The organism is Streptomyces sp. LS-MS-L19 (genome assembly GCF_058382285.1).
Genome location: NZ_JBYCLL010000001.1, coordinates 5,597,162 through 5,620,092, shown reverse-complemented (window position 1 = coordinate 5,620,092; position 22,931 = coordinate 5,597,162). Strand labels below are relative to the sequence as shown.

Sequence of the window (22,931 nt, the reverse complement as noted above, 5' to 3'; positions counted from 1 at the left end):
GATCGGTCGTCGGCCGCGGGCCGGTGGCCGCTGGTCGCACCCGAAAACCGGACCGCTACCGTCCCCGACGCCGCCCCCGCCCGTCCCCGTACTCCTCGTCATGCGGCCCGAGCAACTCGTCCGCCAGCGACGGCAGATCGTCCAGCGGCGTCTCCTCGGCCCAGTCCGACCGGGGCCTCCGCCGAGGCGTGCCCTTCTCGTCGAGCTGCGGCAGCTCCCGCGTGCGCTCCTCGTCCCGGAAGTACCCCGGCGGCACCCGATCCGAAGGCCCGTCCCCCGGCACCGGAGGCAGCACCGCGGTCTCATCGGCGGCACCCGGAGGCACCGGCGGCAGCACGGCCGTCTCGTCCGCCGCACCCGGAGGCACAGCAGGCAACACCGCCGTCTCGTCCGCCGCACCCGGGGACACCGGAGGCAGCACGGCCGTCTCGTCCGCCGCACCCGGAGGCACCGGCGGCTGCGGAAGCTGGGCCGTCACCTCGGAGTCGGAGGCCTCGTCGGACGTCCCGGAGGACTCCTCGTCGTCCTTCGTCATGGAGACCCGGGGCAGCACCGCCGTCTCGTCCACCGGGCCGCCCGACGCGTTCGTCGGCGTCACCACGGGCGTGGGCACGGTCGCCGCGTCCAGCCCCGCCGAAGGCGTCGCGGGCTGCTTCGGTCCCGCCTCCGCCGCCGCGGTCGCGGTCTCGGCGAGCCGCCGCGCCTCCTCGGCCCGCAGCAGGGCCTCCTCGGCCTTGCGCTGCTTCTCCAGCCGCCGCTCCTCGGCCTCGGCACGCAGCCGTGCCTCCTCCTCGGCCTGCTTGCGGGCGGCTTCCTCGCGGGCCTTGCGGCGGGCCTCCTCCTCGGCGCGGGCCTTCTCCTCGGCGAGGAGCCGCACCCGCTCCTCCTCGGCCCGCTTGCGCGCTTCCTCGGCCCGCAGCCGGGCCTCCTCCGCCTGCCGCTCGGCCTCGCGCCGCTGGGCCTCCTCCAGCTCGCGGCGCTTGCGCTCCTCCTCCTCGGCCTTCAGCCGGGCGAGCTGCTCCTGGCGCTCACGCTCCAGGCGCTCCTCCTCGGCCTTGCGAGCGGCCTCTTCCTCGGCCTTGCGCCGCGCCTCCTCCTCGGCCTTGCGGCGGGCCTCCTCCTGCTCCCGGATCTCCTGCTCGGACAGCGGCAGCATCTGGTCGAGGCGATGCCGTACGACGGTGGTGACGGCCTCGGGCTCCTGGCCCGCGTCCACGACCAGGTACCGCCCGGGGTCGGCCGCGGCCAGCGTGAGGAATCCGGACCGCACGCGCGCGTGGAACTCCGCCGGCTCCGACTCCAGCCGGTCCGGCGCCTCGGTGAACCGCTCGCGGGCGATCTCGGGCGAGACGTCCAGCAGGACGGTCAGATGCGGCACCAGGCCGTTGGTCGCCCAGCGGTTGATGCGGGCGATCTCCGTCGGGGACAGGTCGCGCCCGGCGCCCTGGTAGGCCACCGAGGAGTCGATGTACCGGTCGGAAATGACGACCGCGCCGCGCTCCAGCGCGGGCCGGACCACGGTGTCCACGTGCTCCGCGCGGTCCGCCGCGTACAGCAGCGCCTCCGCGCGGTGCGACAGTCCGGCGCTCGACACGTCCAGCAGGATCGACCGCAGCCGCTTGCCGACCGGGGTCGCCCCCGGCTCGCGCGTGACCACGACCTCGTGGCCCTTGGCCCTGATCCACTCGGCGAGCGCCTCGGCCTGGGTGGACTTCCCGGCCCCGTCGCCGCCCTCCAGCGCGATGAAGAAACCGGTGCCGGCGGGCACCGTCTCCGGGTCGTCGCCGCCGAGCAGCGCGTCCCGCAGGTCGTGGCGGAGCGGTACGCCGGAGCGGTCGTCGACCTTGGCGAGCACCAGCGCGGCCACCGGCAGCAGCAGTGCGCCGACCAGCATCAGGACGAACGCGGCGCCGCCGTGCGCGAACACGAACTTGCCGTTCTCCAGCCGGTGCGGTCCGATCGCCGCGGCGACCACGGGCGCGACCAGCACGCCGAGCGCCACACACACGCGTACGACCGCGTGCAGATGCTCGGTGATGCGCGCCCGCCGGTATTCCTCGGTCTCCTGGTCGAGCAGGGTGTGCCCGGTGTTGGCGGCCACCCCGGCACCGATGCCGGCCAGCACCTCGATCAGCAGCACGGTGGTGAGGTCCGGGACGAGCCCGGCGGCCAGCAGGGCGATGCCGGTGAAGGCGATGGCCAGCGCGAGCAGCCGGCGCCGCGAGAGCGAGACCAGCACCCTGGGCGCCGTACGGACACCGACGACGACTCCGCCGGTCAGCGCCGCCACCATCAGGCCGTACGTGACCGGACCGCCGCCCATGTCCTTGGCGTGCAGCACGGCGACGGCCACGGCGGCGGCGATCGCCCCGGCGACGGCCGCGCAGGCCGGTACCAGCAGCGGGATCGCGCCGGTACGGCCCTTGTCGACACCGGTGCCGGTCTTGGGCCGGCGCAGCCCCTCCAGCGGCGAACGCGCGCGCGGGGTGCGGGTGTCGGGCAGCTCCAGGAAGGTCAGCACCGACAGGGAGGCGGCGAACAGACCGGCCGCGACGTACGAGGCGAGGGCCGCCTGGTGCTGGCCGAACCAGTCGATGCCGGAGCCCAGCAGGTTGTTGAGCAGGCCCGCGGCCACGAGCGCGGCGGCGGCGAGCGGGATCACCACGAAGGTCGTCCGCAGCGACAGGCGGCGCAGCGCGTCCAGGTGGTCCGGCAGCGGCCGTACCGTCGCCCCCTCGGGCGGCGGAGCCGGCAGCAGGGCGGGGGCCGCGCTCTCGCGGCACACGGTCCAGAAGCGCTCGGCGACACCCGTCACGAAGGCGGTCACCAGGAGCACCGGGAGCGCGTTCTCCGGCGTCCAGTCGATCCACAGGGGCGCGACGATCAGCAGCGCCACCCTGAGGCCGTCCGCGCCGACCATGGTCCAGCGGCGGTCGAGCGGCCCCTCCTGCGAGGTGAGCGAGGTCAACGGGCCGAGCAGGACCGCGCCGAAGAGCAGCGTCGCCAGCACGCGCGTGCCGAAGACGGTCGCCACTGCGAACGCCACGCCCCGGTAGCCGCCGCCGAACGAGCCCTCGGCGATCGCCGCCTGAAGGGCCAGCAGGACCAGCACCAGGAGCGCGAGGGTGTCGCCGACACCGCCCACGAGTTGGGCGCTCCACAGGCGTTTGAGCTGGGGCCTGCGCAGCAGGGCGCGGACGGCGCGCTCGCGGGAGTGCGCGACCAGGGCGTCGTCGGGGGCCGGTTCAGGGGCCGTTGGCTGCTCCGCACGGGTCATGCGTTCAGCCTATCGGGAGCCACCGACAGCCCGGAGGGCCCGTCCTGACGTGCGCACGTCCCGACACCAAAGTGATGCCGGGACGTTCGCAATGCGAAGCCTCGATGGAGGAACAGCGCCGGACTCAGTCCTGCGACGCCGCCACCGAGAACTCAGTCCTCGGACGCCGCCTTCGAAGCCGCCGCCTTCTTTGCGGTCGCGGTGGTCTTCTTCGCCGTCGTCTTCTTCGCGGCCGTGGTCGTCTTCTTCGCCGCGGTCTTCTTGGCGGCCGTCGCCTTCTTGGCCGGGGCCTTCTTCGCGGGCGCCTTCTTCGCCGTCTTCTTGGCGGGGCCCTTGGCCCGCTTCTCGGCGAGCAGTTCGTAGCCGCGCTCGGGGGTGATCGTCTCGACGCTGTCGCCGGAGCGCAGGGTCGCGTTGGTCTCCCCGTCGGTGACGTACGGCCCGAAGCGGCCGTCCTTGACCACGACCGGCTTCTCGCTGACCGGGTCGGTGCCCAGCTCCTTCAGCGGCGGCTTGGCGGCGGCCCGGCCGCGCTGCTTGGGCTGGGAGTAGATCTGGAGGGCCTCTTCGAGGGTGATCGTGAAGAGCTGCTCCTCGGTCTGGAGCGAGCGCGAGTCCGTGCCCTTCTTCAGATACGGCCCGTAGCGGCCGTTCTGCGCGGTGATCTCCTGACCCTCCGCGTCGGCGCCGACGACCCGCGGCAGCGACATCAGCTTGAGCGCGTCCTGGAGGGTCACCGTGTCCAGGGACATCGACTTGAACAGCGAGGCCGTACGCGGCTTGACGGCGTTCTTGCCGGTCTTCGGGGTGCCCTCGGGGAGCACCTCGGTGACGTACGGGCCGTAGCGGCCGTCGCGGGCGATGATCTGGTGACCCGTCACCGGGTCGGCGCCGAGCTCGAAGTCACCGCTCGGCTTGGCGAGCAGTTCCTCCGCGAGCTCGACGGACAGCTCGTCCGGGGCCAGGTCCTCGGGCACGTCGGCCCGCTGGTGGTTCTCGGAGTCCTTCTCGCCGCGCTCGATGTACGGCCCGTAGCGGCCGACCCGGAGCACGATGTCGTTGCCCACCGGGAACGAGGACACCTCGCGCGCGTCGATCGCGCCCAGGTCGGTCACGAGCTCCTTGAGGCCGCCGAGGTGGTCCCCGTCGCCGTTGCCCGCGTCGGCCGCGCCGCCCGCTGCCGTGCCCTCGCCGAAGTAGAAGCGCTTCAGCCACGGCACGGACTGCGCCTGGCCGGCCGCGATGCGGTCGAGGTCGTCCTCCATGCGGGCCGTGAAGTCGTAGTCGACGAGCCGCCCGAAGTGCTTCTCCAGGAGGTTGACCACGGCGAAGGACAGGAAGGACGGGACGAGCGCGGTGCCCTTCTTGAAGACATAGCCGCGGTCGAGGATCGTGCCGATGATCGAGGCGTACGTCGACGGACGGCCGATCTCGCGCTCTTCGAGCTCCTTGACGAGGCTGGCCTCGGTGTAGCGGGCCGGGGGCTTGGTGGCGTGCCCGTCGACCGTGATCTCCTCGGCGCTCAGGGCGTCGCCCTCGGCGACCTGGGGCAGCCGGCGCTCGCGGTCGTCCAGCTCCGCGTTCGGGTCGTCGGCACCCTCGACGTAGGCCTTCAGGAAGCCGTGGAAGGTGATCGTCTTGCCGGAGGCGCTGAACTCGACGTCCCGGCCGTCGGCGGCGGTGCCACCGATCTTGACCGTGACGCTGTTGCCGGTGGCGTCCTTCATCTGCGAGGCGACCGTGCGCTTCCAGATCAGCTCGTAGAGCTTGAACTGGTCGCCGGTCAGACCGGTCTCGGCCGGGGTGCGGAAACGATCACCCGAGGGGCGGATCGCCTCGTGCGCCTCCTGGGCGTTCTTGACCTTCCCGGCGTACGTCCGCGGGCTCGACGGCAGGTAGTCGGCGCCGTAGAGCTGGGTGACCTGGGCGCGGGCGGCGGCGATGGCCGTGTCGCTGAGGGTCGTGGAGTCCGTACGCATGTACGTGATGAAGCCGTTCTCGTACAGCTTCTGCGCCACCTGCATGGTGGCCTTCGCGCCGAAGCCGAGCTTGCGCGAGGCCTCCTGCTGGAGGGTCGTCGTACGGAACGGGGCGTACGGCGAGCGGCGGTACGGCTTGGACTCGACCGAGCGGACGGCGAACCGCGTCTGCTCCAGGGCGGCGGCGAGCGCGCGGGCGTTCGCCTCGTCGAGGTGGAGGGTGTTCGCGCTCTTGAGCTGTCCCAGGGAGTCGAAGTCACGGCCCTGCGCGACCCGCCTGCCGTCGACGGTCTGGAGGCGCGCGACCAGCGACGACGGGTCGCTCGGGTCCCCGGCGCGACCGGTCGCGAAGGTGCCCGTCAGGTCCCAGTACTCGGCGGAGCGGAACGCGATGCGCTCGCGCTCCCGCTCGACGACGAGCCTGGTCGCGACCGACTGGACACGGCCGGCCGACAGGCGCGGCATGACCTTCTTCCACAGGACCGGCGAGACCTCGTAGCCGTAGAGGCGGTCGAGGATGCGGCGGGTCTCCTGGGCGTCGACCAGCCTCTGGTTGAGCTCGCGCGGGTTGGCGACGGCGGCCTGGATCGCGGCCTTGGTGATCTCGTGGAAGACCATCCGCTTGACCGGGACCTTGGGCTTGAGGACCTCCTGGAGGTGCCACGCGATGGCCTCGCCCTCGCGGTCCTCATCGGTGGCGAGGAAGAGCTCGTCGGAGTCCTTCAGCAGGTCCTTGAGCTTCTTGACCTGGGCCCGCTTGTCGGCGTTGACGACATAGATGGGCTCGAAGTCGTGCTCGACGTCCACGCCGAGCCGGCGCACCTCGCCGGTGTACTTCTCCGGCACCTCCGCGGCGCCGTTGGGGAGGTCGCGGATGTGCCCGACGCTCGCCTCGACGACGTATCCGGGCCCGAGATAGCCCTTGATCGTCTTCGCCTTGGCAGGCGACTCGACGATGACGAGTCGGCGGCCGCCCTGTGCGGTCTCGCTGGTCGGGGACAACTTCGCTCTTCTCTCCGGTCGACGCTGGGGTATCCCCAGGCCTTGGTTCCCGGGGTCGGGTCATGCTGACGCTGCGGAGTGTGACGGTACATCCCGCCCCCGTGTCAAACGGGAAAAGCCCACAACGGCCACTCGAACGGTAACCCGACTACCGCCATTCCTGCCGCCCGGAGTCCTCACCGGCCTTTTCCGGCTCATCCGGAGGGTGATCTCCCAATTGGCCGGTCGTGACGCTCGCCGAGTCGTTCTAGAGGCGGGTCAGGCACCATACGCCGAGGGCCAGCGCGAGGAGCGCGGCGAGGGTCGCGACGGTCGCCGATGCGACGGGACTCACACCGAGGGCGACGGGCCGGCGATGGCGCACCCGAGCCGCGGTCCACACCAGGAGCGCGCCTCCGAACAGGGCGAACACCAATCCCGCGAAGATCGCCGACTCGCTCTCCATGGCTCCCCGTGCCCCTCTTCTCCCGTCCGCGCGTGCGGCTCCCATGGAGACTTGCACGCGCGGGCGGCGGCCAGGCGAACCCCGGGTGAACGCCGGGCCGACACCGCCGTGGACTGCCCCGGCCGGTCCCGATCGAGCGCCCGGGTCCTGCCCCGGCCGCCCACGGATCCCGTCGGGTTCTCGCCCGGTTCTCACCCGGATCCCACACGCGTGTGACCGGGTGCGCACGTGTCCGTGCCCGGCGGCGACCCGGATCCGGTCTCTCGGGAGCCGAAAACCGACCGGATTCAGACCGCGCCGGGCGGGGGTATCTTCCCGCTCGACTTCTTGTTGTCGGTCAGGCTCACCGTGCACACGATCTTGTTGAATCCCTTCTTCCAGTCGTCCTCGTCGGCCACCCACCCGTACACGAGTCGCTCCTGACCGGGCGCCCAGCTCGACTCGAATTTGTTGCCGCACAACTTCGTCGCGTTGTCGGTCCCCTTCTTGTAGGTCATTTCGGCCGGGGCCTGGACAGTGCCGATCACCTGGTCGGTGTGGGGTTTCGAGCAGTCGGTGAGCGGTGCTTTGTAGCCGTCGTCGAGCTGTTGGTAGACCCAGCAGTCGCCGACGCTCATCTGACCGACCCACAGGTCCGTGCCCAAGTCCCGGAAGCGGCCCACCTCACCGCCTATCGCGGCATGGCGGCCGAGCACGAGACACGCCGTGCCCCGGCCCGCCGTGGCGAATCCCTCCTCGGTCGGCAGGACCGCGTACCCGGCCGCGTCGGGGAGCGCGTCCACGACGGGCCGGCTGAGGTTCGCGCAGCGTTCGGCGCCGCGGGCCTTGGCGTCGGCGAAACCGGTGGCCGTGTCGACCGCCACGACCTGGCCGTCCGGCCAGTCGTCCGCACAGTCCACGACCCCCAGGTTCGGCGCCGACCTGAACGGCGCCCCCGACCACACCGCCTGCACGCAGTCACCGGCCTCCAGGGGCTGGTCGAGCCCGACGACCTCGCCGTACGGCAGCACGGGACCGGTGGGTGAGGCCTTTTGTGACGTAGTCACGCTCGGGGAGGACTTGGTCGCGGCGTCCTTCCCGCCGTCGTCCCCGGTCAGCGATACGGCGGCCCAGGCGCCCCCGGCGACGACGAGCGCCAGTCCGACGACCAGGGCGAGGAGCGCGAGGCGGTTCTTGGCGGCGGGGCGGGGTGGTGGGGGTGAGGATGAGGGTGGGGAGAAGGGGGTCCGGTCGCCGGGTCCACCGGGTCCACCGGGTCCACCGGGGAAGCCGGGGCCGCCGAAGACGGTCTGCGCACCGGCGACGGTGTATCCGCCGGGAGTACTCGGGGTGCCGGGAGCACCGGTGTTGTACGGCGTACCGGGAGCGCCGTATCCGCTCGCGTACGGCGGCGGAGGTCCGGACCCGTAGGACTGGACACTGCCGCCGTCGCCGTACGGTCCTGGCTGGGCCCCGCCTCCCGCATACGGCGAACCCGCCCCCTGCACATAGGGATTGCCCGGTTCCGGCCTCTGCCCCGCGGCGGGCGGCCACGCGCTGTACGGCGATGCGGGACCCGGTGCCGAACCGGGCGTGCCCGCCCCCTCGGCGTCGGCAGAACCGTCGGCCGGACCTGCGCCGGCGGGGCTCGCGTCGGCCGCCCCGCCCCGGGCCGCGTCCGCCGGAGTGTGCGGCGTCTGCGGTGCCCCCGGTGTCCCAGCCGCCCCTGGCACCCCCGGCGTGCCCGGCATCCCCGGCGCACTCGGCGCACCCGGCGTGCCCGACGCACCCGGCGTCTGAGGAGCCCCCGCTCGCCACGCCCCGGCCACCGCCCCGAACCCGCCCCCCGAGAAGCCGTACCCCGGCCCCACCGAACCGCCGAACGCGCCCCCGGCACCCCGCACCCCTGCCGCCCCCTGCACGACCCCCTCCAGCCCGCGCCGCACCGCCTCCGGCGAGAACCTGCGCACGGGGTCCTTGACCAGCAGTCCCAGCAGCACCGGTGTGAGGTCGCCGGCCCGGACGGGCGGTGTGGGCTCCTCGCCCAACAGGGCTGTCAGCGTGGCGAATTCGCCATGCCGGTCGAAGGGGCCGCGCCCCTCGACGGCGGCGTACAGCGTGGCGCCCAGGGAGAACAGGTCCGCGGCCGGGGTCGGCGGCTCGCCCCGCGCGCGCTCCGGGGCCAGATAGCCCGGCGTGCCGAGGATGCCGGCGGTCGCGGTGAGCCGGGGTTCGCGGGACTCGGGCTGGAGGGCGATGCCGTAGTCGGTGAGCAGCACGCGCGCGTAGGGGTCGCCCGAAGCGTCCGGCGCCAGAAGGATGTTGGCCGGTTTCACGTCCCGGTGCAGAATGCCGACGCGGTGCCCGGCGGTGAGCGCGTCGAGGACGGCGAGACCGACCCGGGCCGCCTGCTCGGGCGACAGCGGCCCGGAACGCCGTACGACCGCCTGGAGGTCCACCGCGTCCGGCACGTACTCCATGACGATCCAGGGCAGTCCTTCGTGCACCACCACGTCGTGCACCGTGGCCACATGCGGATGGCCGCGCAGCCGCGCCGCGTGCCGGGCCTCGCTGCGGGCGCGGGCGATGCGCTGGGCCGTCTCGCTCTCGTCCGTCGGCAGGTCCGGAAGCGCGATCTCCTTCATCGCGACCTCGCAGGCCAGCTCCTGGTCGTACGCCAGCCAGACGCGGCCCATGCCGCCCGCGCCGAGTGTGCGCGACAGCCGGTAGCGGCCGTTGATGATCCTGTTCTCGCCGTGATCCGGCGTCTCCCCCGCCATCACGCCTCCCCCCGAGACCCGAAGCCAGAGACAGCGCGCCTCCCCCGAGAACGCGTCAGTTCTGTCCCTCGAAGGTAGCTTTGCACGCCCCACTGACAGGAGGCCTTTTCGGGGCCAATCCCGTCAGATCGGGCACAGGAGTCTCAGGGGTGCGGGGACGCCTCAGCGGGCACGTCCAGCCGGGTTCACGCGGGCTCCGGGAACCCTGTGAGCATGCCCCGCCGGGTCACGCCGGCTCCAGGAACCCTGTGAGCATGCCCCGTCGGGTCACGCCGGCTCCAGGAACCCCTGCTCCACCAGCACCCGGATCTGCGCGGGCGTGCGGTCGCGCAGCATGACCGGGTCCTCGCCCATGAGCTGGGCGATCGCGTCGAGGATGCGGCCCGCGCTCAGCGTGCCGTCGCACACCCCGGCGAAGCCCGCGCCGACCGTGTCCACCTTGGTGGCCCGGCGCATCCCGCGGTGCTGGCGCAGCACGACGTGCTCGGGGTCCTCCGCGCCGGGCAGCCCGACCTGCTCCTGGACGATCTCGGGCACGAGCCTGAAGTGGGCCTCCAGCAGGGCCGCGTCGTCGTGGGCGCGCAGGTAGTCGAGGCGCTCGAAGTGCGCGCGGACGGTGTCGCCGAGCGGCTGTTCGACCGGGTGCGGCCATTCCTCCACGGTGATCGAGGGCACGGCGGAGCCCGTCCTGCGCAGGGTGATCCAGCCGAAGCCGACGGCCTTCACCTTGCGCGCCTCGAACTCGTCGAGCCAGGCGTCGTAGAGCGCCTGGTACTCGGCCGGGTCGCCGCGGTGGTCACCGGCGTCCCTGAGCCACAGCTCGGCGTACTGCGTGACGTCCTGCACCTCGCGCTGCACGATCCACGCGTCGCACCCGCGCGGCACCCACGACCTGAGCCTGTCCTGCCAGTCCTCCCCCGCCACGTGCTGCCAGTTGGCGAGGAACTGCGCGAACCCGCCCTCGTTCAGCAGCTCCCCCGCCCCCTGAACGACCGAGCGGCACAGATCGTCCCCGCCCATCCCGCCGTCGCGGTACGTCAGCCGGGCGCCCGGCGAGATCACGAAGGGCGGGTTCGAGACGATGAGGTCGTACGTCTCCCCCTGCCTGAGCGGCTCGAACAGCGAGCCCTCGCGCAGATCGGCGGCCGGGGCGCCGGAGAGCGCCAGCGTGAGCGCGGTGATGTGCAGTGCGCGCGGGTTGAGATCGGTCGCCGTCACGCGCGTGGCGTGCTGTGCGGCGTGCAGGGCCTGGATCCCGGAGCCGGTGCCCACGTCGAGGGCGGAGGAGACGGGGCTGCGGACGGTGATCCCGGCGAGGGTCGTGGACGCGCCGCCGACGCCCAGGACGACACCCTCCTCGCGGCTCCCGATGCCACCGGCGCCGCCGACGGCACAGCCCAGGTCCGACACGATGAACCAGTCCTCGCCGTCGGGTCCGCCGTACGGCCGTACGTCCACCGTCGCGGCCAGCTCGTCGGCGCCGGCGCGCACCAGCCAACCGCTCTCCAGGCACGCGTCGACGGGCAGAACGCCGGCCACGCGCGCGTGGGGCACCGGCTGCTGGAGGAGGAACAGGCGTACGAGTACTTCCAGCGGGGTGTCGCCGCGGGTCGCCCGGAGCGCGGGCACGGTCTCGCTGCGCGCGAGCGCCGCGTACGCGGGCGCCCCGAGCAGTTCGAGCAGCCCGTCAGCGGTGAAGGACGCCCCGAGCAGGGCGTCCCGCAGCCGGGCGGTGACGTCGGGACCGCCGGAGGCGGCAGCGGGGGCGGCGGGCAGCGCGGGCAGACCGGAGATACTCACGCCCCCATTGTGGCCCGCCCGGGCCGCCCTTACAGGCCCACCCGCGCGCCTGTCCCGCCGGAGGTCCGGCGGCAGCGCTCAGCTGTCCGTAGCCGGCGCCGATGCCGCAGGTGACGTCGGGGACTGCTTGCAGCCCGACTGGTCGGCGAGCGCCTGCTTGGTGTCGCCGGACTCCAGCTCCTTCAGCGCGTTGAGCGCGGTCTGGCGCTGCGTCTCCACCTTCTGCATCTCCGCGGAGACGTCCTTGAGACCGGTGGCGAACTTCGCCTGGTCCTTGGTGTCGAGCTTGTCCACCTGCGCCTTCATGTCGGCGTAGGCCCCGGACAGGACCGTGAGCTGCTTGACGGCGTCCTGGAGCTTCTTGGCGCCGTCCTCGGCACCGGGAGGCGCGCCGGCGTCCTGGATGACCGTGGCGCGCGCCTTGTAGCCGTCGGACAGGTCCTGGAAGGCCTGGGAGTCGGCCTTCTGGAGCTCCGCCGGAGTGCTCTCGGTGTCCTCGGCCGCCTTGGTGATCGCGTCGTAGGCCGCCGTGATCTTCTTGTTCTGGGCCGGCACCAGGTCGCAGACCTTCTTGGCCCAGGCGTCGAGTTCCTTGTTGTCCTTGTCGCCACCACCGCATCCCGACAGCGCCAGTACCAGTACCGCACCGCCGGACAGTGCGGCCGCGAGCTTCTTGTTCACCGGATTGGTCCCTTCCATGGCCTCTCGGCCACCGGACGTTACACGGGACGGGCACCGGATCCACACGCCGAATGCCGCAAATATGACTCTTTGCGGCTGTTTGCCCCATGGGAGAGAAGCCTCACGGCCGAGGGGCGCGCACACGACGGGGCGGGCGGGCGGCGCATGAACACGCGCCGCCCGCCCACCCCTTGAGCTGGGACTCGTCGAGGGATCTACGAAACCACCGCGGGATCCGCCGACTTGGCCGCCTTCTTCTCGTTGTCTTCGTCACCCACGGCGATCCCGCGCCGCTTGGAGACATAGACCGCGCCGGCGATCACGAGGAACGCGAGCACGGCGATGAAGATCCGTACGCCGATGCTCTTGTCGTCGCCGTAACTGAACTTGATCACCGCGGGCGCGATCAGCAGCGCCACCAGGTTCATGACCTTGAGCAGCGGGTTGATCGCGGGTCCCGCGGTGTCCTTGAAGGGGTCGCCGACGGTGTCGCCGATCACGGTCGCGGCATGGGCCTCGCTGCCCTTGCCGCCGTGGTGGCCGTCCTCGACGAGCTTCTTGGCGTTGTCCCACGCACCGCCGGAGTTCGCCAGGAAGACCGCCATGAGCGTGCCCGCCCCGATCGCACCCGCGAGGAACGCGCCGAGGGCACCGACCCCGAGGGTGAACCCGATGAAGATCGGCGCCGTCACGGCGAGCAGTCCGGGCGTGGCGAGTTCGCGCAGGGCGTCCCTGGTGCAGATGTCGACGACCTTGCCGTACTCCGGCTCCTCGCTGTAGTCCATGATCCCGGGGTGCTCGCGGAACTGCCGCCGCACCTCGTAGACCACGGAGCCCGCCGACCGCGACACCGCGTTGATCGCCAGCCCCGAGAAGAGGAAGACGACCGCCGCGCCGGCGATGAGGCCGACGAGGTTGTTGGGCTGCGAGATGTCCATCATCAGACTCATCGGCGCGCCGTCCCCGCTGAGCTTCTCGCCGACGTCCTGCGCGCCGGTCGTGATCGCGTCACGGTACGACCCGAAGAGCGCCGACGCCGCGAGGACCGCGGTGGCGATGGCGATGCCCTTGGTGATGGCCTTGGTGGTGTTGCCGACGGCGTCCAGGTTGGTGAGCACCTGCGCGCCCGCGCCCTCGACGTCGCCGGACATCTCGGCGATGCCCTGGGCGTTGTCGGAGACCGGCCCGAAGGTGTCCATGGCGACGATGACGCCGACCGTGGTGAGCAGGCCGGTGCCGGCCAGCGCGACCGCGAACAGCGCGAGCATGATCGACGTACCGCCGAGCAGGAACGCGCCGTAGACCCCGAGACCGATCAGCAGGGCGGTGTAGACGGCCGACTCGAGACCGATAGAGATGCCGGCGAGGACGACGGTGGCGGGCCCCGTGAGCGAGGTCTTGCCGATGTCCTGGACCGGGCGGCGGTTGGTCTCGGTGAAGTAGCCGGTCAGCTGCTGGATGACGGCGGCGAGCAGGATGCCGATGGCCACGGCGACCAGGGCGAGGATCCTCGGGTCGCCGTCCTTGCCGGAGATCGCGGTGTCGGTGATGCCGTCCAGGTCGGAGTACTTCCCCGGCAGATAGACGAAGACGGCGACCGCCACCAGCACGAGCGAGATCACCGCGGAGATGAAGAACCCGCGGTTGATCGCGGACATGCCGCTGCGGTCGGAGCGGCGCGGGGCGACCGCGAAGATGCCGATCATCGCGGTGATCACGCCGATCGCCGGGACGAGCAGAGGGAAGGCGAGTCCGGAGTCGCCGAAGGCCGCCTTGCCGAGGATCAGCGCGGCGACCAGGGTCACGGCGTACGACTCGAAGAGGTCGGCCGCCATGCCCGCGCAGTCGCCGACGTTGTCGCCCACGTTGTCGGCGATGGTCGCGGCATTGCGCGGATCGTCCTCCGGAATGCCCTGTTCGACCTTGCCGACCAGGTCGGCGCCGACGTCGGCGGCCTTGGTGAAGATGCCGCCGCCGACCCTCATGAACATCGCGATGAGCGCCGCGCCGAGACCGAAGCCCTCCAGGACCTTCGGCGCGTCGGCCGCGTACACCAGCACCACACAGGAGGCGCCCAGCAGACCGAGCCCCACCGTGAACATGCCGACGACGCCGCCCGTTCGGAATGCGATCTTCATGGCTTTGTGGGAGACGGCGGTGAGATCCTTTTCCGGCTCGCCTTCCGCCGGAGTGGCTTCTCGTGCCGCCGCGGCCACACGCACATTGCTGCGCACGGCGAGCCACATGCCGATATAGCCGGTGGCAGCCGAGAACGCGGCGCCGATCAAGAAGAACACGGATCGGCCTGCGCGCTGATTCCAGTCGTCCGCGGGCAGCAGCATGAGCAGGAAGAACACCACGACGGCGAATACGCCGAGCGTGCGCAGCTGACGCGCCAGATAGGCGTTCGCGCCTTCCTGGACCGCCGCCGCGATCTTTTTCATGCTGTCGGTGCCCTCGCCGGCCGCGAGCACCTGGCGCACCAGGACACCCGCCACCACGAGCGCCGCCAGGGCGACGACCGCGATGACCGCGATCAGTACCCGGTTGTCGTCGGTGAGCACCGCGGCCGCGAGGGTTGTTGTGGGCTGGTCCAACTGATCAGGGGTAGAAAGCCCCGCCATTCGTCCTCCTTGACGCTTGGGCTGAGCTCAAGATGTGGACGGATTGTAGGTACCCCGCTCTGATCAAAACAGGGCGCGGTAAACGGAATTCGCCTTTACGGAACCTGAAAGCAGTAATGCCCCGGAGGCATTCACGGCGGATATCTAGATCGTGAAGCAATTCACGAAATGCATCGCACCAGACCACTGTAGGCACAGAAAGCCCACGCCGACATGCGGAAGGGCCCCACCGGTGGTGGGGCCCTTCCGCATGTCGAACAGATGGAGCAATCAGGGAAGCACTGCGGCCGGCGGCGTGGTCGGCCAGGTCATACGGATCTGTCCGCCGTGCTCCCCTGCGGTGACCTCGACGTCGTCGACGAGGCCGCTGATGACCGCGAGGCCCATCTCGTCCTCCTCGGTCTCCGCGTCGGGGTCCTCACCCAGAGCACCCGGAGCCCGGTCGCCCGGGGCCGAACGCGGCGCCTCGTCGCCGACCTCGATGGAGAACTGCTTCTCCTCCTCGATCAGCAGCACCTGGACCGGCGCGGTGATGCCGCCGCTCTGGTGCAGTCCGACGGCACGGGTGCAGGCCTCGCCGACGGCGAGCCTGACCTCGTCGAGGACGGCCTCGTCCACTCCGGCCCTGCGCGCCACCGCTGCCGCCACCAGTCGGGCGGTCCTGACGTGCTCGGGCAGCGCGCTGAAGCGGAGTTCAACGGTGGCCATGCATCCCCCTCGGAACTACGGGCGTGCTGTCGGGGGACCGGGCCGCCGAAAGCCCGGACCCCCTACTTCTTGCTTCTGTCGGCGTCCTTCGCCGCCCCGGGCACGGGCCCGGGAACGGGTCAGTCGGTCGCCGCCACCGCTTCCTCGACCGAGGTGTGGATCGGGAACACCTTGGTGAGGCCGGTGATACGGAAGATCTTGAGAATGCGCTCCTGGTTGCAGACCAGGCGCAGCGAACCCTCATGGGCACGCACACGCTTCAGGCCGCCGACCAGCACGCCGAGCCCGGTGGAGTCGAGGAAGTCCACGCCCTCCATGTCGACGACAAGGTGGAAACTGCCGTCGTTCACCAGCTCGACCAGCTGCTCGCGCAGCTTGGGCGCGGTATATACGTCGATTTCGCCACCGACCCTGACGATCGTGCGATCGCCGACGGTCTCGGTCGACAGGGACAGGTCCACGGATCCTCCAGCACCTTGCTATCGAGCGGTCGCCCCTCGGGACACCTCGGCAGAGCCCCCGGGACGGTTCGCCAGCCGCGATGGCATTCAATCACTTACCGGCAGGCGTGCACGACGCCTTGGTCCCATTGTCCGTCACGCCAGTGACACACTCGGTGCCGATGGCCAAGAATCTCCGATCCGATCGACCCTCGACGGACCCCGGCTCCCGCCTTGCGCCGAGCACGGTCCTGGACCGGCTCGCCGCCGGCCCGAGCCGGGCTGCGCGCATCACTCATACGGAGCACTTGCCCCCGCGAGCGGGCCGCCATGCCGTCTGGCCTGACCGGATTCGTTCGGAGGTCGTGGCGGCCGTCCAGGCGTGCGGCATCGACCACCCCTGGGCCCACCAGGCACAGGCCGCCGAGCACGCCCTGGACGGCGACTCGGTGGTCGTCGCGACCGGAACCGCCTCCGGCAAGTCCCTGGCGTACCTCGTGCCGGTCCTCTCGACCCTCCTGGACGGCTCCGAGGCCCCGAACGGCCGCGGCGCCACCACGCTCTACCTGGCTCCCACGAAGGCTCTGGCAGCGGACCAGTGCCGCTCGGTGAAGGAACTTTCACAACCGCTGGGCAATTCGGTGCGCCCCGCGGTCTACGACGGCGACACGCCGTTCGAGGAACGCGAGTGGATCCGCCAGTACGCCAACTACGTGCTGACCAACCCGGACATGCTGCACCGCGGGATACTCCCCTCCCACCCCCGCTGGTCCTCCTTCCTGAAGGCCCTCAAGTACGTCGTCATCGACGAGTGCCACACCTACCGGGGCGTCTTCGGCTCCCACGTCGCCCAGGTCCTGCGGCGTCTGCGCCGCCTCTGCGCCCGCTACGGCGCCTCCCCCGTCTTCCTGCTGGCCTCCGCGACCGCCGCCGAGCCCGCGGTCGCCGCCCGCCGCCTGACCGGCCTCCCGGTGGTCGAGGTCGCCGACGACGCCTCACCCCGCGGCGAACTGGTCTTCGCCCTCTGGGAACCGCCCCTGACGGAGATGCAGGGCGAGAAGGGCGCCCCGGTCCGCCGTACGGCCACCGCCGAGACGGCTGATCTGTTGACGGACCTCGCCGTCCAGGGCGTCCGCTCGGTCGCCTTCGTCCGCTCCCGGCGCGGCGCCGAGCTGATCTCCGTGATCGCCCAGGAGCGGCTCGCCGAGGTCGACCGCTCCCTGGCCCGCCGGGTCGCCGCCTATCGCGGCGGCTACCTTCCGGAGGAGCGGCGCGCCCTGGAACAGGCCCTCCACTCGGGCGAGTTGCTGGGCCTGGCCGCCACGACCGCCCTCGAACTCGGCATCGACGTCTCGGGCCTGGACGCCGTACTGATCTCCGGCTACCCCGGCACGCGCGCGTCCCTGTGGCAGCAGGCGGGCCGCGCCGGACGGGCCGGCCAGGGCGCCCTCGCCGTCCTGGTGGCCCGCGACGACCCCCTGGACACCTTCCTCGTCCACCACCCGGAGGCCCTCTTCGACCAGCCGGTGGAGTCCACGGTCCTCGACCCCGACAACCCGTACGTCCTCGCCCCGCACCTGTGCGCGGCCGCGGCGGAACTGCCCCTGGTCGACGAGGACCTGGAGCTGTTCGGGCCGTCGTGCGAGGACCTGCTGCCGCAGCTGGAGTCCGCGAGGCTCCTGCGCCGCCGCACCAAGGCCTGGCACTGGACCCGCCGGGAGTCGGCCGCCGACCTGGCCGACATCCGCGGCCAGGGCGGCACGCCGGTCCAGATCGTCGAGTCGGGCACGGGCCGTCTGCTGGGCACGGTCGACGCGGGCGCCGCCCACACCACCGTCCACGAGGGCGCGGTCCACCTCCACCAGGGCCGCACGTACCTGGTTCGCTCCCTGGACCTGGAGGACTCGGTCGCCCTGGTCGAGGAGGCGAGCCCCTCCTATTCGACGGTGGCCCGCGACACGACGGCCATCTCCGTCCTGGAGACCGACGTCGAGATCCCCTGGGGCGACGGCCGCCTGTGCTACGGCTCCGTCGAGGTCACCAACCAAGTGGTCTCCTTCCTGCGCAGACGCCTCATCACCGGTGAAGTGCTCGGCGAGACGAAACTCGACCTCCCTCCTCGTACGCTCCGCACCCGCGCGGTCTGGTGGACCGTCACCGAGGACCAGCTCGACGAGGCCCGGATCAACCCGGAGATCCTCGGCGGCGCCCTGCACGCCGCCGAACACGCCTCCATCGGCCTCCTCCCCCTCTTCGCGACCTGCGACCGCTGGGACATCGGCGGCGTGTCGATCCCCCTCCACCCCGACACGCTGCTCCCCACGGTCTTCGTCTACGACGGCCACCCGGGCGGCGCCGGCTTCGCGGAGCGCGCCTTCCACACGGCCCGGTCCTGGCTCACGGCCACCCGCGAGGCCATCGCCGCCTGCGAATGCGACGCCGGCTGCCCGTCCTGCATCCAGTCCCCCAAGTGCGGCAACGGCAACGACCCACTGCACAAGAGGGGGGCGGTACGGCTGCTCACGGTGCTGTTGCGGGGGGCACCGGGGGAGGAGGAGCTTCCCGGGGGCTCGGCGCGGGTGTCGGAGGCGGTCCCCGGGGACTCGGCGCAGGTGCCGGAAGACGCTCCCAGCGACTCGGCGCAGGTGCCGGAAGGTGCTCCCAGCGACTCGGCGCAGGTGTCGGAAGGTGCTGCCCGGGACTAGTCGCGGGTTGTCAGAAGGCGCTCTCAGCGATTCGGAGCAAGGGTCTGAGGGGGCTCCGGCACAGGCAGCCGCACCGGGACCGCCGGCCCCGCCCGTGCCCTGATCTCCGCCGTGAACGGCCCCCGACCCGACGCCGCCGTCACGTCGGAGATCTCGCCGACCATCCCGCACCGCACGAGCCGCGTCCCCTGGGCCCGGGCCACCTCCTCCGCCCGCGCACAGGCCGCTCCGGGACCGTCGGCCCAGTGGTCCGCCGCGGCGAGCGCCGCGAGATCCGCACCCCCGGCCGCACGATGCCGTACGACAACCGCCTGCCCGAAGGCGAGCACGCCCCCGAACACCACGCACAGCACCGCGATGGCACCGACACTCCAGACGGTCGCCGAACCACGGTCCGAGCGCGCGGCGACAAGGTGGACGCCGACGATACGAGCGGCAGCGCGGCGGACGGGGACCGTCCGGCCGTAAGCGATCCCGGCGCTCGCGAACCGGATGCGGGCCGTTCCGGCGTAGGCGGCCATGGCCCTGGCGAAGCGCGTGCCGGCCGCCCGGGCGTAGACGACCCCGGCCCTCGCGAACCGGGCGCTCGCCGAGTCCCTCCTCATCCCCCTCCCTCCACCGTCTCCTCCGCCAACGCCACGGCCTCCTCCCGCACCTCGAACGGCAGACCGCTCAATGCCGGTGGCTTCGCCACGACGACCACGCGGACCCGGTCGCCCTCGCGGGCGACCGTGACCTCCGCGTCGCGGGGTGCCGTGTCCCGGGCCACCCGGACGACCGCGTCGGCGGGGTCCTGGCGGGCCGCCGCCCTGGCACCGGTCCTGGCCGCGTCCACGCACTGGATCTGTGCGGCCACCACGAGAAGCCCCCACACCAGCGCCATCGCGAACATCACCAGGACCGGCAGCACCATGGCCGACTCCGCCGTCACGAACCCCTGGTCCGCCGCCCGTTCACGCCTTCGCATCGAGAGCCTGCTTCACGATGGCCTGGAGCTCCGCGCTGACGGTCCCGCTCGTCACCACCTTGTAGAGCACCACCGCGAAGGCCACCGCCGCGACGATCCCCATCGCGTACTCGGACGTGACCATCCCCGCGTCCCGGCGCATCGACCGCACCGAGAACACCGATCGCGCCCGGCACATCACACCGCACATCAGGGCACCCATCCGCGCCCGTACCGCCTTGTACATCTCAACCCCCGTGAGGTTCAGTCCTGTTGCTTGTTGCTTGTTGCTTGTTGCTTGTTGCTTGTTGCCTGCCTCGCCGGCTCACCGGCCGCCGTCCGTCATCGCCCACCTCCTCCCAGCACTCCGCCCGCGAGCCCGATCACGATCGGCAGGACGCCGACCGCGATGAACGCGGGCAGGAAACACAGCCCCACCGGCGCGGTGACCAGCACGGCGGCCCTGCGGGCCCGTGCCGTCGCGGCGCGCCCCCAGTCGGCGCGGGCGTCGGCGGCGAGCCCGGCGACCGGCGCCGCCGCGGGCAGCCCGGTCACATCGGCGCGTGCCAGCAGCCGTGCCAGCGGTCCTGCTCCCGGAGTCGAGGCGAGCCTCCGCCACGCCTCGCCCGGCGCACCGCCGAGCCGCACTTCCGCAGCCCCGCGCGCGAGGCCCTCTCCGACGGGTCCGCCCAGTGCCTCACCGACAGCCTGCGCCGCGATCACCGGACCGGCGCCGGCAGCGATGCAGGCGGCCAGCAGGTCGGCGGCGAGCGGGAGTTGCCGCTCCGCCTCGCGCACGTCGGCCTCCCGGGCACCGCCGCCGGCCGCCTCCCGGCGCCGCCACCGCCACAGTCCCGCCGCGACGACCGCCCCGACCACGACACCGGGGACCCCACCGACCAGCACCCACCCGGCGCACCCCGCGCCGGCCACGGGCAGCCATCGCCGCGCGAACTCCCGCCCCTCGAACCGCGGACCGTCGGCCGTGGCCTCCGCAGCCGCCAGCAGTTCGCCCAACCTCCGCCGCACTCTCCGCGCACGCCGGGCCGCGGCACCCCACCGGAAGAGCCAGGCGACGACCACCGCAGTCCCCAAGACCACCCCCAGCCTGTGGACAACTTCCGCGCTCACGCCGCCTCAGCTCCCCGCACGATCCGCATCGCCCACCACATCCCGAGGCCCTCCAACAGCCCCCCGACCACCAGACAGCCCAGTCCGGCCCCCGAGTGCAGCAGGACCCGCAGGGGATCGGCGCCGAGGGCGGCACCGAGACCCAGCCCCAGGACCGGCAGCGCGGCGAGCATCCACGCCGTGGACCGCGCCCCGGCCAACTGAGCGCGCAGATCGGCCCGTTGATCCCGCTCGGCCCGCAACGCCCCTTCCAGCCGATCGAGCCCGGCCGCCAGCCCCGCCCCCTGATCCACGGCCACCCGCCAGCAGGCGGCAAGCCCCAGCAGCCCCTCGGCCCCCGGCCGCCGAGCCGCCGCAGCCAGCGCCCCGGGAACATCCCCGCCGAACCGGGCCGCCGCCAACACGACGGCCTGCGCATCACCGAGCCCGCCGCCGCCCGGCTCTCCAGGCCCTGCTCCCCCGGACCCGAGCCCACCCGAGCCGATCACCCCGGCCTCGGTCACGCCGGCCCCAGTCACCCCGACCCCGGCCACCCCAATGACCCCTGCCGCCCCGACCCCGTGCATCCTGCCCTCGTTCATCCCGACCCCCTCGAAGTCCCGCACCGCCACCACCAGCGCCTCCCCCGGCTGCCGTCCCGCCCGTACCTCCCCGGCGACCGCCGCGCACAGCGCGATCACCGCGTCGGCCCGCCGCTCACGCACCCGACGCGCCTCCCGGGCCAACCGCACCCGCCTCAGCAACGGCACCCCGGCCGCCCCCGCGAGGACCGGCAGCACCGAAGCCCCCAGCACGGCAAGCACCAGCCCGACCACCGCCGCCGCCCACTCGAACCCCAGCCGCCCGCGAACCCGCCGCAGTTCCCCGACCAGGTGCCGCCAGCCCGGTGGCCCGACCCCCACCACCCCACCGCCCGCCAACAGCGCCTGCGCCCGCCGCAGCCCGGACCGCCGCCCGCCCCACAGCCACACGGCCAGACCAAGGCCCCCTACAGCCGCCCCCACCGACATCTCACCCATCCCGCTCACCACACCCACGCCCCTCTCCTCGACCGAGCTGTCTCCCACACGGCACTGCCGCTCCAAAGCGACCCAGTCGCCCAGCACCCTTCGCCATGGCCCCAGTCACCCGCCCTCCCCCACCGCACCCCCGAGCAGCCCCCGCAACCGCTCCCACCCCCGCTCGTGCACGAACGCCTCCGCCCCCCACCGCAGCGCCGGCACCGTCCGCACCCACCCCGAGGCGTCCCGCTCCAGCACCCGCACCTCGGCGATCCGCCGTCGCCCGCTCCGGTCGCGCACGAGATGCAGTACGACCGACAACGCGGCCGCCAACTGGCTGTGCAGCGCGGCCCGATCGAGCCCGGCGGACGTCCCCAGCGCCTCCAGGCGGGCCGGGACATCGGCCGCCGCGTTCGCGTGCACGGTCCCGCAGCCGCCCTCGTGACCCGTGTTCAACGCGGCCAGCAGATCCACCACTTCACGCCCGCGCACCTCGCCCACGACCAGCCGGTCGGGCCGCATCCGCAGCGCCTGCCGCACCAGGTCCTCGAGCGTGACGAGTCCGGCGCCCTCCTGGTTGGCGGGTCTGGTCTCCAGCCGTACGACGTGCGGATGGTCCGGCCTGAGCTCCGCCGAGTCCTCCGCGAGCACGATTCGCTCGCCCGGCCCGACGAGCCCCAGCAGCGCGCTCAGCAAGGTCGTCTTGCCCGTCCCGGTGCCGCCGCTGATGAGGAAGGACAGCCGCGCGTCGAGCAGCGCCCGCAGCACCCCGTCCCCGCCCGGTGGCACCGTGCCGGCCGCGACCAGCTCGTCCAGCGTGAACGCGCGCGGCCGGACCACCCGAAGCGACAGACAGGCGCAGCCGACGGCCACCGGGGGCAGCACCGCGTGCAGCCGGGTCCCGTCGGGCAGCCTGGCGTCCACCCAGGGCCGGGCGTCGTCGAGGCGCCGCCCGGCCACCGCGGCCAGCCGCTGCGCGAGTCGTCGTACGGCGGCCGCGTCCGGGAAGGTGATGGCGGTCAGTTCGAGTTCGCCGCCCCGGTCCACCCACACCCGGTCCGGTGCGGACACCAGGACGTCGGTCACCGACGGGTCCGCGAGCAACGGCTCCAGGGGGCCGCTGCCGACCAGCTCGGACCGCAACCGCTCGGCTGCGCCCAGCACTTCGGCATCGCCCAGGACCCGCCCCTGCTCCCGCAGCGCCTGCGCCACCCGCGCGGGCGTCGGCTCGGCCCCGCTCTCAGCGAGCCACTGCCGCACCCCGTCCAGCAGCCCGACGGCCCCGACAGCCTCACTGATCCCAAGAGTTCCAACAGCCTCGACAGATCCGACAGCAACCTCATGCGAGCGCGACCATGACCGAACCCGGGCCTGAGCCTGAGAACTCGCCCCGGCCCACCCCGCCCCACCGCCGGACGGCCCATCCCCCCACG

Annotated in this window: 16 protein-coding genes; 1 reads left to right on the top strand and 15 read right to left on the bottom strand. The window is 72.5% G+C overall.

The window, feature by feature from the left end; translation table 11 throughout:
- Positions 1–55 precede the first annotated feature (55 nt).
- The 9 genes from tmk to bldG all read right to left on the bottom strand — a co-directional run bounded on the left by tmk (position 56) and on the right by bldG (position 15,736).
- Entirely contained in the window at positions 56–3,277 is a 3,222-nt protein-coding gene (gene tmk / locus AC2XR2_RS25060) for a dTMP kinase (protein WP_491516363.1), read from the bottom strand.
- A gap of 152 nt (positions 3,278–3,429) precedes the next feature.
- A complete protein-coding gene (gene topA / locus AC2XR2_RS25055; protein WP_491516362.1) occupies positions 3,430–6,258 on the bottom strand; it encodes a type I DNA topoisomerase in 2,829 nt (942 codons plus the stop codon).
- 247 nt (positions 6,259–6,505) lie between these two features.
- The gene (locus tag AC2XR2_RS25050) at positions 6,506–6,703 is read right to left on the bottom strand and encodes a hypothetical protein (RefSeq protein ID WP_330265280.1); all 198 of its coding nucleotides are present in this window, start codon (positions 6,701–6,703) and stop codon (positions 6,506–6,508) included.
- Between the two features lie 287 nt (positions 6,704–6,990).
- A complete protein-coding gene (locus AC2XR2_RS25045) occupies positions 6,991–9,462 on the bottom strand; it encodes a serine/threonine-protein kinase (protein WP_491516361.1) in 2,472 nt (823 codons plus the stop codon).
- A 267-nt stretch (positions 9,463–9,729) separates the two neighbouring features.
- The gene (locus tag AC2XR2_RS25040) at positions 9,730–11,262 is read right to left on the bottom strand and encodes a DUF7059 domain-containing protein (protein ID WP_491516360.1); all 1,533 of its coding nucleotides are present in this window, start codon (positions 11,260–11,262) and stop codon (positions 9,730–9,732) included.
- A gap of 78 nt (positions 11,263–11,340) precedes the next feature.
- On the bottom strand, positions 11,341–11,961 hold the full coding sequence (locus tag AC2XR2_RS25035) for a small secreted protein (RefSeq protein ID WP_381307954.1): 621 nt from the start codon (positions 11,959–11,961) through the stop codon (positions 11,341–11,343).
- Between the two features lie 197 nt (positions 11,962–12,158).
- Positions 12,159–14,567 (bottom strand): sodium-translocating pyrophosphatase, encoded by a 2,409-nt coding sequence (locus tag AC2XR2_RS25030; protein WP_381309210.1) that lies wholly within the window; start codon positions 14,565–14,567, stop codon positions 12,159–12,161.
- Between the two features lie 270 nt (positions 14,568–14,837).
- A complete protein-coding gene (locus AC2XR2_RS25025; protein ID WP_330265285.1) occupies positions 14,838–15,275 on the bottom strand; it encodes an ATP-binding protein in 438 nt (145 codons plus the stop codon).
- 119 nt (positions 15,276–15,394) lie between these two features.
- On the bottom strand, positions 15,395–15,736 hold the full coding sequence (gene bldG / locus AC2XR2_RS25020; protein WP_006132569.1) for an anti-sigma factor antagonist BldG: 342 nt from the start codon (positions 15,734–15,736) through the stop codon (positions 15,395–15,397).
- 80 nt (positions 15,737–15,816) lie between these two features.
- Between bldG and AC2XR2_RS25015 the strand changes: the two genes are divergently transcribed.
- Positions 15,817–18,420 carry a DEAD/DEAH box helicase gene (locus AC2XR2_RS25015; protein WP_491516359.1) on the top strand — a complete coding sequence of 868 codons (2,604 nt, stop codon included), beginning with the start codon at positions 15,817–15,819 and terminating at the stop codon, positions 18,418–18,420.
- Between the two features lie 23 nt (positions 18,421–18,443).
- Here AC2XR2_RS25015 and AC2XR2_RS25010 read toward each other — a convergent pair whose 3' ends face one another.
- From AC2XR2_RS25010 to AC2XR2_RS24985, 6 genes are all read right to left on the bottom strand, one after another.
- Positions 18,444–18,941 carry an Rv3654c family TadE-like protein gene (locus AC2XR2_RS25010; RefSeq protein WP_491518494.1) on the bottom strand — a complete coding sequence of 166 codons (498 nt, stop codon included), beginning with the start codon at positions 18,939–18,941 and terminating at the stop codon, positions 18,444–18,446.
- Positions 18,942–19,021: 80 nt separating this feature from the next.
- Positions 19,022–19,387 carry a TadE family type IV pilus minor pilin gene (locus tag AC2XR2_RS25005; RefSeq protein ID WP_330265287.1) on the bottom strand — a complete coding sequence of 122 codons (366 nt, stop codon included), beginning with the start codon at positions 19,385–19,387 and terminating at the stop codon, positions 19,022–19,024.
- Positions 19,374–19,613, bottom strand: a complete 240-nt coding sequence (locus AC2XR2_RS25000) for a DUF4244 domain-containing protein (RefSeq protein WP_330265288.1) — start codon at positions 19,611–19,613, stop codon at positions 19,374–19,376. The genes AC2XR2_RS25005 and AC2XR2_RS25000 overlap by 14 nt, the downstream gene beginning before the upstream one ends.
- Before the next feature lie 95 nt (positions 19,614–19,708).
- Positions 19,709–20,497: a type II secretion system F family protein gene (locus tag AC2XR2_RS24995; protein ID WP_381308574.1), complete on the bottom strand. Its 789-nt coding sequence runs from the start codon at positions 20,495–20,497 to the stop codon at positions 19,709–19,711.
- On the bottom strand, positions 20,494–21,516 hold the full coding sequence (locus AC2XR2_RS24990) for a type II secretion system F family protein (protein WP_491518493.1): 1,023 nt from the start codon (positions 21,514–21,516) through the stop codon (positions 20,494–20,496). Before AC2XR2_RS24990 ends, AC2XR2_RS24995 begins: the two co-directional genes overlap by 4 nt.
- 105 nt (positions 21,517–21,621) lie before the next feature.
- Positions 21,622–22,797, bottom strand: coding sequence for a TadA family conjugal transfer-associated ATPase (locus AC2XR2_RS24985; protein ID WP_491518492.1), 1,176 nt, complete (start codon positions 22,795–22,797; stop codon positions 21,622–21,624).
- Between the last annotated feature and the right edge of the window lie 134 nt (positions 22,798–22,931).

Coding starts and splice junctions, on each gene's coding strand:
- AC2XR2_RS25015 (WP_491516359.1), top strand. CDS start 15,817: ATGGCATTCAATCACTTACCGGCAGGCGTGCACGACGCCTTGGTCCCA.
- AC2XR2_RS25050 (WP_330265280.1), bottom strand. CDS start 6,703: ATGGAGAGCGAGTCGGCGATCTTCGCGGGATTGGTGTTCGCCCTGTTC.
- AC2XR2_RS25035 (WP_381307954.1), bottom strand. CDS start 11,961: ATGGAAGGGACCAATCCGGTGAACAAGAAGCTCGCGGCCGCACTGTCC.
- AC2XR2_RS25000 (WP_330265288.1), bottom strand. CDS start 19,613: ATGTACAAGGCGGTACGGGCGCGGATGGGTGCCCTGATGTGCGGTGTG.
- AC2XR2_RS25010 (WP_491518494.1), bottom strand. CDS start 18,941: ATGGCCGCCTACGCCGGAACGGCCCGCATCCGGTTCGCGAGCGCCGGG.
- tmk (WP_491516363.1), bottom strand. CDS start 3,277: ATGACCCGTGCGGAGCAGCCAACGGCCCCTGAACCGGCCCCCGACGAC.
- AC2XR2_RS25025 (WP_330265285.1), bottom strand. CDS start 15,275: ATGGCCACCGTTGAACTCCGCTTCAGCGCGCTGCCCGAGCACGTCAGG.
- AC2XR2_RS25045 (WP_491516361.1), bottom strand. CDS start 9,462: ATGGCGGGGGAGACGCCGGATCACGGCGAGAACAGGATCATCAACGGC.
- AC2XR2_RS25005 (WP_330265287.1), bottom strand. CDS start 19,387: ATGCGAAGGCGTGAACGGGCGGCGGACCAGGGGTTCGTGACGGCGGAG.
- AC2XR2_RS24990 (WP_491518493.1), bottom strand. CDS start 21,516: ATGGGTGAGATGTCGGTGGGGGCGGCTGTAGGGGGCCTTGGTCTGGCC.
- AC2XR2_RS25030 (WP_381309210.1), bottom strand. CDS start 14,567: ATGGCGGGGCTTTCTACCCCTGATCAGTTGGACCAGCCCACAACAACC.